Source organism: Bacteroides caccae, from assembly GCF_002222615.2.
Lineage (GTDB): Bacteria > Bacteroidota > Bacteroidia > Bacteroidales > Bacteroidaceae > Bacteroides > Bacteroides caccae.
The window spans coordinates 1,812,139-1,825,909 of sequence record NZ_CP022412.2; the positions used below are offsets into that span (position 1 = coordinate 1,812,139).

Below are 13,771 nucleotides of genomic sequence, written 5' to 3' on the forward strand. Positions count from 1 at the left end.
GTCTCAAATAATTCCGAAATGTTTCATTGCTTTGCTGATTCCGTCTTCGTCAATCGGAGCCGTCACATAGTCGGCGGCAGCTTTCACATCCTCTTTGGCTTGTCCCATGGCAATTCCGATAGCAGCATGGCGAAGCATACTGATGTCATTGCCTCCGTCACCGAATGCCATAGTCTCTTCCAGTTTCATATCGAAGTAACGGATGATTTTGTCAATGCCTTTCTGCTTGGTATCCCCTTTGGCCGTAATATCGGCAAATGCCGGGAACCAACGCCCTACTTCACAAGTAGGGATAGACGGACGGATCTCCTTTTCTTCTTCTTCCGTGATAAAAGGTGTCATCTGGATCACCTCCTTGCTTGTTGCTTCCTCGAACGAAACAGTCGGAATAACATTCACGTGCAGGAAATCATAGAATATCTTTTTTACCATGTCGTTAGGCTGGCAAACGGATATGTTGTGTTCCTCCACAAAGATACACGGTACTCCTTTTTTCTCGCAGAAAGCAGCCATTGCTTTTACTTCCTCCTGTGGAATAGCGCTTTTGTAAATAACTTGTTCTCCGACAAAACAATAGGCTCCGTTCATGGTTATATATCCATCAATGAGATTTCTGTCTTGCAATTCGGAAAGGTTGTTGATAATGGCTTTCGGGCGTCCGGTAGCGATAAATATCTTGAGCCCTTTTGCGTGGGCTGCCTCCAATGCCTCAATGGTAGAAGGCGGGATACGGTGAGTTTCAAAACTGACCAGCGTTCCGTCTATGTCAAAAAATAGAGCTTTCGTCATAAATTCCTTTTTGAATTGAGTACAAATGTACTACTTTTATTCCAAAAGTTAAAATATAACCATATATTTTATATATAATTCTGATAATCAGCTATTTGTTTAGGGTGTGCCACCTTTAATCCTGAAAAATAACCATAATAATTAACCCTGAAAATTAATCATTATGCTGAATTATGAGTAAATATTTTTTTGATTTTAGACCGGATTTTAATCTGTTTAATTCGGATACAAAGAGAGCGACTACAATTTATTATACTGTAGTTTATTTTATCTGTAGTATGGTATATGATGGTCTAAGATGGAAATTGTTGCAATAAAAAACAAAAAAAACATGTTTAAACGTTTTTAATACTATATTTTTTCTAATTTTGTGGCTTTCTGCCCAAGGAGTGTATAAATTGGACAGTAGCCCCTTTTTGTGGGGAAATATTGAGTGGGAAATATTTAGTGGGAAATAAATGATGGTATATGTGATGAGAAATGGTCGCAGGGTAATAGTTGCGTTATCATTTCTGTTATTATGTTGTGGTGTACATGTGCACGCACAACGGGTGGCTGTGAAGACAAATGCATTGGGTTGGCTGACCGCCAGTCCGAATGTAGAAGCAGAATTTGTATTGGGTAGTCATGTCTCCTTGAACATAGGGATTGCTGCGAATCCAATCAGTACAGACAACTTTAAAACGACTTTCACGCATTTTCAGCCTGAAGTTCGTTACTGGCTAAATCGTCCGATGGTGAGCCATTTTCTTGGAATCACCGCTTTCGTGAATAATTTTAATATGATGGTAAAAGATGTGCATCACAAAGGTGATGCATACGCCGCCGGTTTGACCTATGGATATGTATGGGTGCTGGGCGATCATTGGAATATCGAAGCAACTGCCGGAGTGGGTGTGTTGCGTTACCGTCAGTTCAAGTATGATAAGGGTATTCCGAAACCGGATGTGGTCAACGATAGTAAGACCACCATTGCACCTGTTAAACTGGGGGTATCCTTTGTGTATATTATTCGATAACGAACATTAGCTAGTCAGAAAAGAGAATGAAAATCAATTTGAAACGTGATAGATTAACAGGTATACTTCTCGTGGCGATGATGTTCGTCGGCATGAATGTATCCGCCCAACGGATCCGTGTGCAGGGGCATATCACAAACCCGCAGGGAAAAAGTGTTCCGAATGTGAATGTGCTGAATCCGGTCAATGACGAACGTATAGAAATGTCCGACGAGGATGGCCGTTACAGTGTCTTAGTTGAGAAAAACGGCTCGTTGAAGTTTACATGTGTCGGTTATGAAGACAAAACAGTGAAGGTGGCAGGAAAGCAGATTTTGAATGTAGTATTGAAAGATGCCGTCATCGAGCTGAACGAAGTAACGATTACTTCCAAAGTGAAGGACAAAGTGATTCCGGAACCTACGGACATCGAAATCAAGGGTAATTATTTCCATCTGAAAACCCGTGTCCCGGTGCCTAAGGAGATGTTTAACTCGCATCGTCGCTTGGTATTGCAGCCTTCCATTTATGATGTGACACTGAAAAAGCGTCTGTTGATGCGTCCTGTTGTATTCGATGGGGATACTTATGATACAACGCAAAATCGAATGTACGATTATGATATAGATAAAGACCCTTTACATGATTACATCCGTGTGAAAACGACTTCTTCACGCAAGGGGGATATTATTGCTTACCATGATTCTATCTATATAGAATATCTGCAACATGACTACCGTGCAGATGTGCATTTGGCAATGGAGAATTACAGGAATATCATTTATCGTGACTCTTTCTCCATTGCACGCGGAACGGTCAACCCACTTCGTTTTTTGGAGTATAAATTCTCCGCTTTCAGCCTGACGGATGAGAAATATCTTCCGAAACCTGTGATGCAGTTGCGGGATACGAAAGGCGAGGTAAACTTGACCTTTTTGGTAGGTAAAGCCGACCTGGATGATAAGAATCCACAGAATCAAGTGGAACTAAACCGATTGAATCAGGAATTACGTAGTATTGAGACGAACCCGGATGCCTCTTTGAAGAGTTTTCATATTACGGGGGTGGCTTCGCCGGACGGTTCTTACGAGACGAATCTTCGTCTGGCAAAATTGCGTACGGATAAAGCCCTGGGACGTATACTGGCACAACTGGACCCGGAAACACGTAAACTGTTGGAAGTGAAATCGGATGCATCGGTTGCCTCCTGGAAGGAGGTAGCAGAATTGCTGAAAAAAAACTCCAAGCCGGAACTGGCTAAAGAAGTAGAGGATTTAATCAAACAATACGCAGCTACTCCTCACCGATTGAATGGGGTCTTGAAATCGAAACCTTTCTACAAGGAACTTGCGGCTACTTATTTGCCTAAATTGAGAAAGGTGCAATATACCTATGGTTATTCAATTTTCCGTTCTTTAACGGACTACGAGATTGGAGAACTTTACAGAAAGAATCCGAAGGAACTTACCCGTTTCGAATATTACCGTATGATTACGACGGCAAAAACTCCCGACGAGAGGGAAAAGTATTGTAGGGAGGCTCTTGAACTTTATGGTAACTTTACGTATGCAGCCAATGAACTGGCAGTAGTAACGATACAGAAAGATACTCCGGATTCAAATATTCTCGAACCGTTTGTCAGTAAATCGGCACCGGTGGAGTTATTATCCAATCAGGCTATTGCCTTGCTGCATGAAGGCAAATATACAAAAGCAGATTCAGTCTTGACATTGGTTCCCGAAGAAGTGGTTTCTGAAGATTTGCAGGCCATCGTTCAGGCATTGGCCGGTTATTATAATGATGCTTTCGAGAAGGTGGCGGCTACTAGTCCTTTCAATGAGGTGGTGATGCTATTGGCAATGAAGAAAAATCAGGAGGCATGGGATAAGATTTCTACCATGGAGGTAGAGACCGCCCGCGAATATTATATAAAAGCGATTGCCGCCAACCGCCTGGAGAAAATAGGTGATGCGATTATGAGCATTGAGAAGGCCCTTGAACTTGATCCTTCCTTATTGGAAGTAGCGAAGGTGGATGGTGATATTATTGACTTGCTGCCAGAAGAGCAGAAAATTAAATAATGATATATACAACAAGAGTAAACGATGAATATCTTCAGAATCAACAATAAATATGTAGCAGTGGCAATCTTCCTGATGCTTGCTGTTACCTTACGGGCACAGGATTATGGTGCATTGCAATATATGTTACAGAAACGCCCTGCAAATGAAAAGTTCGAGAGTAATAGATTCAATGAACATCTCTTTTTCTCTGCCGGAATAGGACCATACAGCTTGTTAACAAGTGGAGATAGTCAGGATGGAATGGGAATGACCGCTCATCTCTTTATGGGAAAGTGGATTACTCCGGTTCACGGACTTCGGATAGGGGTGAATTTGGGTTATCTGCCGTCGAGTATCTACGATTCTAAAATAAAAATGGGTGGCGGCAGCTTGGACTATTTGTTGAATATGTCCTCCCTGGCATACGGATACAATGCAAATCGTTGTTTTGAGTTAGTAGGGATTGCAGGTATAGAAGCCGGTTATTCTAAGGTGGGTGACAATAGCGATCGTTCCGAAAAGTATCCGGATTTGAAAGGTGGTGGTCAGCTTTATTATGGTGCTCATCTCGGTTTACAGGGAAATGTACGTCTTTCTTCTACATTGGATTTGTTTGTAGAGCCACGGATCGGATGGTATAATGACAGTTTTGCGTATACGGAAAATTGGAGAAACTATAAAATGGCTGGTTCAGTTCTGGTAGGTCTGACCTATATGCCTGGTGCTCCAATGGGAACTAAGATACATTTCGATGGTTTCGATAATAGCTCCTTCCTGAATCATATGTTTATCTCTTTATCCGGTGGTATCAGTACACTGAAAGTTCCGGGAATCAAGAATACGATTAAAGGATTAGGTCCCCAGTTCTCTGCCGGAATCGGTAAATGGTTCAGTCCTTCTTCCGGCCTGCGTTTGTCCGGGACAGTTGGGTTTTCGGACACCCCTTCGGGCAGCGCAAGCGGTTACTTTAAACATGTTGATCTGCATGCTGACTATCTGTTGAATATCAATAATGTTCTTTGGGGATATGATGAAGACAGAATATTTAGTCTGATCGGTATTGCCGGAGTTAATCTGGCAGGTACGAAAGGAGTGGATGAAACCGCCAAGTATGCTCCGGGAATAGGAGTCGGTGTGCAGGGAAGTTTCCGTATCAACCGTTCTGTGGATTTATTTATAGAACCTCGCCTCAATGTGTATAGTAAGAGATATGCAGGAGGTCGTGGAGTAGGTCGCAATACAGATCAGCTCAGAGAGTTGAATTTTGGCTTGACTTATCATACGATTGACCGTGCAGCACGTCCGAAGAACAGATTCTCAAGCAATCACATCGCAGACAATCTGTTTATGACTTCGGGAATTGGTGTGCAAATGTTCTTGAATAAGACGAACCTTGAAAACTTTGGTTCTTTAGGTCCGCAGGCTTCTGTTTCTATAGGTAAGTGGTTGAGCCCTTATTCCGGTTTGCGCCTCGTGGGTACAGGTGGATTTTTTACGAACTATGTAGTTCCAGGAAGTGTTAAAGCGGGCAAACTTAGACATGCCAGCGTCAGTGGCAGTCTTGATTACTTGTGGGGCATAATGTCTACCATGAGTGGATACAATCCCGATCGTATCTTTGATTTAATAGGTTCGGTAGGTATCAACCTTGCTTATACTTCCAAATCAGACCATAAATTCCAACCGGGTGTTAATGCAAGCATACAGGGATTATGGCATGTGAATGATTTTCTCGGTTTGTACATTGAACCGCAGATTCGCTTTTATGGAGATAAATTTATTGAAGGTAATCTGGGCTTTATGCAGAAAGACGTGATGGTAGGAGTCAATGCAGGTTTTCACTATCGCTTTGTTCCTTATTCAAAAACAGCCAATCGTAGCGTGTTTGGTCTGGATGACAAGCGTTACTTCATTTCCGGTGCACTTGGATTGGGTAGCTTGCTTGTAGCCAACAAAGACTTGGTGAAGAATGCAGGTGTAGAAGCAAAGGGAAGCATTGGTAAATGGTACACTCCGTTATCTGCATGGCGGGCAAATGGAACAATTATGTACAAGGCCAAAACGTCGTCAAAGATGAATCTCCATTATGCTGGTTTGGGTATGGATTATATGATAAGTCTGGCCACATTGGCAAAAGGATACAGCCCCAATCATGTGATAGATGTTGTTCCTTTTATGGGAGTTACGGCCGGACTGGTACGCCGTTATGGTAAGTTCCGAGCAGTGCCGGGACTGGATGCTGGTGTGCAGGTAAAACTGAAGGTGGCTTCTTCTTTGTATCTGTACGCCGAACCTAAAATCGGTATCCGTACCGATACATACGATGGCTCCGAACAGGGAAGACCTGACCGTGTAACTTCCATGGTAGGTGGATTATTATACAGATTCAAAATGCCTACTTTTCAGTAAGAAAGAACTTTAATTTCTAGGTAAATCTCCTTTATTGTTCGTAATAGTCAATAAAGGAGATTTTTGCATTGGTTATTTCTTCTATATTTTCCGTTATCAGTTTGTTAACTTGGGTGGAATAGAAAGTGTAATGAATAATAATTTTTCCCTTTTTCGAACTATACAATTCAATGGAAATCTCTATTTTTGTTCCCGGTTAGCAAAATGGGTTAAGTTCTGATTTAATTCTATGTAAGTGATTAATAATCAGTATTAATTATAAATATGCTACTTCTGTCTCACATAATATAAAAAAACATCATGCAGTATGAACTATAATTTTGATGAAATAATAAACCGTAAAGGTACGGATTCCGTAAAATGGGATGCTGTGGAAGGTCGTTGGGGACGCAATGACCTGATTCCGATGTGGGTGGCCGATATGGATTTCCGTACGGCTCCTTTTGTGATAGATGCTTTGAAGAAACGTTTGGAACACGAAGTGCTCGGATATACTTTTGCCTGCAAGGAATGGGCGGAGTCTATCATTAACTGGCTGAAAGAACGCCACGGGTGGACGATTAGCGAAGATATGCTGACATTTACTCCCGGCATTGTGCGTGGATTGGCTTTTGCCATCCATTGTTTCACGGAGAAAGGAGATAAAGTAATGGTCATGCCTCCTGTTTATCATCCTTTCTTTCTGGTGACACAGAAGAATGAGCGCGAAGTCGTGTTCAGTCCGCTGATATTGAAAGACGGCCAGTATCATATAGACTTCAACCGTTTCCGCAAAGATGTGCAAGGATGTAAACTGTTGGTTTTGAGCAATCCTCATAACCCGGGCGGACGTGTATGGACGAAAGAGGAACTTTCTCAAATCGCTGATATCTGTTATGAAAGCGGCACATTGGTTATTTCTGACGAGATTCATGCCGATTTGACCTTACCTCCTTACAAGCATTCCACCTTTGCTTTGATTTCAGAAAAAGCACGGATGAATTCACTTGTCTTTATGTCTCCGAGTAAAGCATTCAATATGCCGGGGCTGGCAAGTTCTTATGCAATTATTGAGAATGACGAACTTCGTCACCGTTTTCAGACCTATATGGAAGCAAGCGAGTTCAGTGAAGGGCATTTGTTTGCTTATCTTAGTGTGGCTGCCGCTTACAGTCACGGAACAGAATGGCTGGATCAGGTCATTGCCTATATACAGGGAAACATTGATTACACCGAACACTATCTGAAAGAACAGATTCCCACTATCAAGATGATCCGTCCGCAAGCTTCTTATCTAATCTTTCTTGATTGCCGCGAATTAGGATTGAACCGGGAAGAACTGAATCGTCTGTTTGTGGAAGATGCTCATCTGGCTCTGAATGAGGGCACTACCTTTGGCAAAGAAGGCGAAGGTTTTATGCGATTGAATATTGCTTGTCCGCGTGCTACATTAGAACAGGCCTTGAAACAGTTAACGCAGGCGGTTAATAATAGATAGGATTATAAAGTTATAATCCGGTTATGATATTTTCAAAGTATTCTCACCGTTATGAGGGAATTTCATTGCGGTGAGAATAAAACTTGCCAGAATGGTTTGCAAAAAACGTCTTATGGGCAGGAAACTCTTGACAAAGCCTTTTTGATTTTGTATATTTGTAGATCCAACTATCAATGGATAAAGGAAAAAATTAAAAATAATGAAAAATAAAATAGTGCAATATTATAACAATATAATAGTAGTTTCTTGCAGTAGTTAAGCTGTGAGGGATGTCGTATAAACTAAAGGCTGCGAATCTTTATAGGGTTTGTAGCCTTTTTTGTTGCAAAAAATCATATTTCTATCCTTGATTTCGGAATTTATAGTTTATAATAAACTTGAATACCGTTTATAATAAACTCTTCAATAGTTTATTAAAAACGAAGAGATTGTTTTAATGAGAAGAGTCTGTTTTTTTCTTTTTTTGTTATGGACTGAGATGTCCTTTATGGGAGATTTATAATGAAAAGTAAATGATGCAGATATGAATGTAATAGATTTGCATCTTTTTAGTATATATTTTTATTGATTAAATTAATGATATTTGATGTTTGCTTAAAAAAGAAGTGTATATTTGCAAATTATAAATAATTGTGACCTGAATCGTCTTAAAATGGCTAAGCAATGTTGATAGAACCTGACATAGAACTGACGGTAGATGAGGATATAGTGCTGTGGCATTCTATCAGTAGAGGAGATAAGAAAGCCTTCGATGACTTTTTTATGAAGTACTATACCTTATTATATGGGTATAGCCGTTATTATGTGTCTGCAGAAGACGCCAAAGAAGTGTTGCAGGAATTGATGATGTGGTTATGGGAAAACAGGGCGACTTTTGTGCCGGATACGACTTCTTCTTTACGACAATATCTGATCACTTCTGTCAAACGTAGGTGCTTCAATGTACTTCGGAGACAAGAAAAGGAAATACTTGAAGAATCATCGTGGTTTGAGCAAGAGCAGGATGATTATTATGAGTTTATAGATTTATCCGTAGTCAATGAACTGCAATCACTTATCCAAGAGGCTATTGACGAATTGCCTTCTTCCTACCGCCAAGCTTTTACTATGCACCGTTTTCAGGACAAAACCCGTCAAGAGATAGCTGAGACATTGCAAGTGTCTATTAAAACTGTTGATTACCGCATTCAGCAGTCTCTCAAAATTCTGCGGGAGAGATTGAAAGATTATCTTCCCATATTAGCTATCTACGGTTTTATATTATAATCTCTCTCATTTTTTTCATCTGCTGATTTTTTTATCGGGTAGTTATAAAAAAAATCATTTTTTGTTTAGTACATCCTCCGGTTTCTGTGTATTGTATATGTAGGCGGGTAATAAAACGCTTACGATGTCAATTATGCAAGAACAGAAAATGATAGATGAATCTTTGCTACTCCGCTATTTTGAAAAAGAGGTCAGCGAAGAAGAGAAAAAAAAGGTAGAGGAATGGATACATAGTTCCGAGGCCAATAGCCGTATGGCTAAGCAAGTGGCGCGGATCTTTGTAGCTACACGTCTGTTGCATGGCTCGAAAGAGGCATCCCCTCAGCAGGCGTTACAAGATTTTTGGAGCCAGGTAGAACGGAAGAAACACAGACACATTTGGCGATATATAGGAAAGGTGGCTGCGATATTAGCTCTCCCCGTTCTTATTCTGACTACTATTTATTGGTTTTCAGATAACAGTGAAGGAAATGATGCCATTGTGTGGATGGAAGCTCGCGGAAATGAAAGTGAAGTTTGTACTGTACTCTTGCCGGACAGCAGTACGGTTTATTTAAATTCTCAAGCGACACTAAAGTATCCCACTCACTTTACTAAGGAACGTAGGGTGTATTTAGATGGAGAAGCCTACTTCGTGGTGCGTAAGCAAAATGGTAAACGTTTCATTGTTCATACTGTTTCAGAGGCTGAAGTCGAAGTGTTGGGAACAGAATTTAATGTCAAGACTAACAGGCAAGGAGCAAGTACGACACTGGTTAGCGGGGCGGTTAAGTTTATTAGCCGAACGGCTGATAAAAAAGAAAGAGCTGTGTTGATACAGCCGGGACAAAAGATTTCTTATGATGCTAAAACGGGAAAATCTAAAGTGGAGGAAGTTGATATAGAAAGAGAAATAGGATGGAAAGACGGAAAAATTGTTCTTGAAGATTGTCCGCTTCAAGAAGCACTTGATATCTTATCTAAAAAATACCACGTGACATTCCGTATTATCAATGACGAATTGCAAAATAGCCGTTTCACCGGCACAATTAAAAATCAGGGGGTGGAACAGATTATAAAGAATCTTTCTATTTCTTGTCGGTTTAATTATCGTATTGTAAAGAATAATAGTCCGGGAAACGACGGAGATAGAGCAACAATAGAATTATATTAATCATCTTAATTATTGACGTACTATGAAAGCACCAACTTGAAAAAAGAAACAAAAAAATATAGAAAAGCACTGCCATGCTTTTCTATATTGAAAAAACGAGATCGCTTGTCTGCCAACAAGCAACAATCATTTTTTACCAATCTTAAATCACATTTTAAAGTTATGTATTTATGTAATTACAACCAAAAAAATGTCCGAAAAAATACTTTTTTATGGGCAATTGGTAAAATACCTTTGTTTATGAGGTTCTTTATTATGTTTATGTTCATGTCCATTGGGATTTCGTATGCTGAGACCGTTCATTCTCAAAATGCGGCTATGGAATTCCGTTTTCAGGATGTGACTATTGAAAAAGCACTCAAGGAAATCGAAAAAAAGACGGGGTACAATTTCTTTTATAATACGAAAGATTTTAACGTTAAGCAGAAGATCTCTTTTTCTGCTAAAGGAATGAATTTGTCCGAAGTTCTTAATGGGATATTTGCGAATTCTCAGGTGGATTATGTGATAAATGGCACAGATATCGTGTTGAAGCGGAGAGAAGAAGTAAGTAATGTAAGCAATGAGAAATACCAGATTAAAGGTACTGTCCGGGATGGAAATGGAGAACCCGTTATTGGTGCGTCCGTAGTTTTGAAGGGACATACTGAGACTGGTGTCATCACTGATATTGATGGTAACTTCGTGTTGACAGTACCTGCTAAGAAAGTGACGTTGAGTATCTCTTATATAGGATATGATCCGGTCAATGTGGAAGCTACGGTAGGCACGTTTGTTAAGGTAGTCATGAAGGAATCTTCACAAACGTTGAATGAAGTGGTCGTAGTAGGCTATGGTACGCAAAAGAAAGAATCAGTAGTTGGTTCGGTACAGATGGTGAAGCCTGACGAACTGAAAGTTCCCAGTTCCCAGTTGTCTACAGGTTTTGCTGGACGTTTGGCTGGTGTGGTTGCCGTACAGCGTTCCGGTGAACCGGGGGCTGATGGGGCCGACTTTTGGATTCGCGGTATTTCTACTTTCAATGGCACAAGGAGTCCATTGATTATCATTGATGGTGTGCAAGCTTCGAGCGGTGACTTGAATGCTATCGATCCGGAAGTTATTGAGAGTTTCTCCGTGTTGAAAGATGCAACGGCTACAGCGCTTTATGGTTCACGTGGTGCAAACGGTGTGATGATTGTCAAAACCAAATCGGGACGTGAAAGTGACAAAGCTATCGTTAATATTCGTTTAGAAAACGCGTATTCCACCCATACCAAAACGCCGAAGTTTGTTGATGGTGTGCGTTATATGGAGATGTACAATGAAGCCGTGTTGACACGTGGTACAGGTGAGGTGCTTTATTCCGACAATAAGATTGCCGGTACAAGGGCAGGATTGGATCCGCTTATTTATCCTAACGTGAATTGGTATGATGAATTGTTCCGTAGCGGGGCTATGAATCAAAATATCAATGTTACTATTCGCGGTGGTTCCAAAAAATTAGATTATTTTAGCAGTGTGTCTGTCAACCATGATAGTGGTGTGTTGCGTAATACCGATGATTTTAGTTATAAAAATAACCTCAACATCATGCGATATGTGTTCCAAAATAACTTCAATCTGAATTTATCTAAATCAAGTAAACTGTCGTTGAACTTGAATGTGCAACTGAGGGACTATTCTGGTCCTACCTCTAATACGAGTGATCTGTTTGGTATGGTTATGGAATCCAATCCGGTTGATTTTCCGGTACGTTTCCCGGATGACCCAAATGTGGATTACATCCGTTGGGGTGGAAAATCCGGTGGTAAATATAATAGTGGCTTCCGTAATCCATACGCTGAAATGGCAAGAGGATATCAGTCACAATTTGAAAGTACGGTTATGGCCAACCTGAAATTTGAGCAAAAACTTGATTTCATTACCGAAGGTCTTTCTGCAGAAGCTTTGTTCTCGTTCAAAAACTGGAGTAGTACTAACACCAATCGTTCGGCCGGTTACAATCAGTTTCAGGTAATAAACTATAATACTGACAATTTATCGGACTACACGTTGAATCGAATTGGTTCTGAACAAAGTACTGTATTGCAGACCTCGAATAAATCGAGTGGTGACCGTCGACTCTATATTCAGGCAATGATTAATTATAATCGTACGTTCAATACGGTGCACAATGTATCCGGAATGTTCCTCTACAATCAAGACCAATACAACGGTAACGCTCCTGAGGATCTCATTGAGTCGCTTCCGCAACGCAAGCAAGGATTTGCCGGTCGCGTCACTTATGCTTATGATTACCGCTATATGGCTGAATTGAACTTCGGATACAATGGTAGCGAGAACTTTGCTAAAGGAAACCGTTTTGGTTTCTTCCCTTCCGTGGCAGTAGGATACAATATCAGTCGTGAAAAGTTCTTTGAAAAGTTCTCTGATGTGGTGAGTAATTTGAAACTGCGTGCATCTTGGGGACTTGTAGGTAATGACCAAATTGGAGGTGAACGTTACATTTATCTTTCAAACATAGAGTTGGAAAACGGTGATTTGGGATATACAACAGGCCGAGATCAAAACATTTCAAAAAATGGTCCGAAATATATCCGTTATGCCAACAATGATATTACATGGGAAGTAGGTAGCAAATGGAACTTTGGTATCGACTTGGGTATCAAGAATGAACTGAACATAACGTTCGATATCTTCAAGGAAATACGTAAAGATATCTTTATGGAGCGTCAACAGATTCCGGACTACTGGGGTACGAATGGAAAGGATAAATGGATGAACCTTGCGACAAAAATGTATGGTAATCTTGGTAAAGTGGAAAATAAGGGACTTGATTTCTCTATCGACTATGTGAAGAGGTTCAATAACGATTTCGATATGTCATTCAAGGGAACATTTACGTATGCCCATAACAAAGTGCTTGAATATGACGAGCCGGATTTCCAGAAATATCCCAATATCTCACGTGTGGGACATTCTGTTGACCAACAGCTTTTGTACATTGCCGAACGTCTCTTTATCGATGATTCCGAGGTACAACGTAATCCGAAACAAAACCTTGGAGGCTGGGTGAGCGGAGGTGATATCAAATACAAGAACTTGCCGGACGTAAACGGTAATTATGATAATGTTATCGATTCAAACGACCGTCAATATACAGGTATGCCGACAACTCCTGAAATAGTATATGGTTTCGGTCCTTCATTCCGTTACAAGAAGTTTGATTTCTCTTTCTTCTTTCAAGGTGCAGCTCGTGTATCTATTATGATGAATGGTATCCATCCTTTTGGTGCTGAAGGTACACGTAATGTATTGCAGTTCATAGCTGATGACTATTGGAGTGAAACTAACCAAAATATCTATGCTGAATATCCGCGTCTCAGTAAACGTGACAATGAAAACAATACAAAAGCGTCTACATACTGGCAACGTAACGGTGCATTCCTTAAGTTGAAAAACTTAGAGGTCGGATTCAACCATAAGTTTTTCCGTGTTTATCTGAGAGGATCTAACTTGTTGACATTCTCTCCATTCAAATATTGGGATCCTGAAATGGGAAGCGGTAGTGGATTGTCTTATCCGACTCAACGAGTGTTTAATGTGGGTGTTCAATTTTCAATCAATAAATAAA

Annotated in this window: 8 protein-coding genes; 7 read left to right on the plus strand and 1 reads right to left on the minus strand. The window is 40.5% G+C overall.

What is annotated here, in order from left to right; genetic code table 11:
* Nucleotides 1-3: 3 nt before the first annotated feature.
* Nucleotides 4-789, minus strand: a complete 786-nt coding sequence (locus CGC64_RS07140; RefSeq protein WP_005677249.1) for a Cof-type HAD-IIB family hydrolase — start codon at nt 787-789, stop codon at nt 4-6.
* Nucleotides 790-1,262: 473 nt separating this feature from the next.
* Between CGC64_RS07140 and CGC64_RS07145 the strand changes: the two genes are divergently transcribed.
* The 7 genes from CGC64_RS07145 to CGC64_RS07175 all read left to right on the plus strand — a co-directional run bounded on the left by CGC64_RS07145 (nt 1,263) and on the right by CGC64_RS07175 (nt 13,770).
* Nucleotides 1,263-1,808: a DUF3575 domain-containing protein gene (locus CGC64_RS07145; protein WP_032855137.1), complete on the plus strand. Its 546-nt coding sequence runs from the start codon at nt 1,263-1,265 to the stop codon at nt 1,806-1,808.
* Between the two features lie 26 nt (nt 1,809-1,834).
* On the plus strand, nt 1,835-3,868 hold the full coding sequence (locus CGC64_RS07150) for a carboxypeptidase-like regulatory domain-containing protein (protein WP_005677252.1): 2,034 nt from the start codon (nt 1,835-1,837) through the stop codon (nt 3,866-3,868).
* Nucleotides 3,869-3,892: 24 nt separating this feature from the next.
* Nucleotides 3,893-6,259, plus strand: coding sequence for a hypothetical protein (locus tag CGC64_RS07155; RefSeq protein WP_005677253.1), 2,367 nt, complete (start codon nt 3,893-3,895; stop codon nt 6,257-6,259).
* A 307-nt stretch (nt 6,260-6,566) separates the two neighbouring features.
* Nucleotides 6,567-7,736 carry a MalY/PatB family protein gene (locus CGC64_RS07160; protein ID WP_005677254.1) on the plus strand — a complete coding sequence of 390 codons (1,170 nt, stop codon included), beginning with the start codon at nt 6,567-6,569 and terminating at the stop codon, nt 7,734-7,736.
* A 663-nt stretch (nt 7,737-8,399) separates the two neighbouring features.
* Nucleotides 8,400-9,002 (plus strand): RNA polymerase sigma-70 factor, encoded by a 603-nt coding sequence (locus CGC64_RS07165; RefSeq protein WP_005677256.1) that lies wholly within the window; start codon nt 8,400-8,402, stop codon nt 9,000-9,002.
* 133 nt (nt 9,003-9,135) lie between these two features.
* On the plus strand, nt 9,136-10,155 hold the full coding sequence (locus CGC64_RS07170; protein WP_229127073.1) for a FecR family protein: 1,020 nt from the start codon (nt 9,136-9,138) through the stop codon (nt 10,153-10,155).
* 162 nt (nt 10,156-10,317) lie between these two features.
* A complete protein-coding gene (locus CGC64_RS07175) occupies nt 10,318-13,770 on the plus strand; it encodes a TonB-dependent receptor (RefSeq protein WP_005677259.1) in 3,453 nt (1,150 codons plus the stop codon).
* Nucleotide 13,771 lies beyond the last annotated feature (1 nt).

What these genes read in the sequence shown, in the direction of transcription:
- CGC64_RS07140 (WP_005677249.1), bottom strand. Translation starts at nt 789, where the DNA reads ATGACGAAAGCTCTATTTTTTGACATAGACGGAACGCTGGTCAGTTTT.
- CGC64_RS07145 (WP_032855137.1), top strand. Translation starts at nt 1,263, where the DNA reads ATGAGAAATGGTCGCAGGGTAATAGTTGCGTTATCATTTCTGTTATTA.
- CGC64_RS07150 (WP_005677252.1), top strand. Translation starts at nt 1,835, where the DNA reads ATGAAAATCAATTTGAAACGTGATAGATTAACAGGTATACTTCTCGTG.
- CGC64_RS07155 (WP_005677253.1), top strand. Translation starts at nt 3,893, where the DNA reads ATGAATATCTTCAGAATCAACAATAAATATGTAGCAGTGGCAATCTTC.
- CGC64_RS07160 (WP_005677254.1), top strand. Translation starts at nt 6,567, where the DNA reads ATGAACTATAATTTTGATGAAATAATAAACCGTAAAGGTACGGATTCC.
- CGC64_RS07165 (WP_005677256.1), top strand. Translation starts at nt 8,400, where the DNA reads ATGTTGATAGAACCTGACATAGAACTGACGGTAGATGAGGATATAGTG.
- CGC64_RS07170 (WP_229127073.1), top strand. Translation starts at nt 9,136, where the DNA reads ATGCAAGAACAGAAAATGATAGATGAATCTTTGCTACTCCGCTATTTT.
- CGC64_RS07175 (WP_005677259.1), top strand. Translation starts at nt 10,318, where the DNA reads ATGTATTTATGTAATTACAACCAAAAAAATGTCCGAAAAAATACTTTT.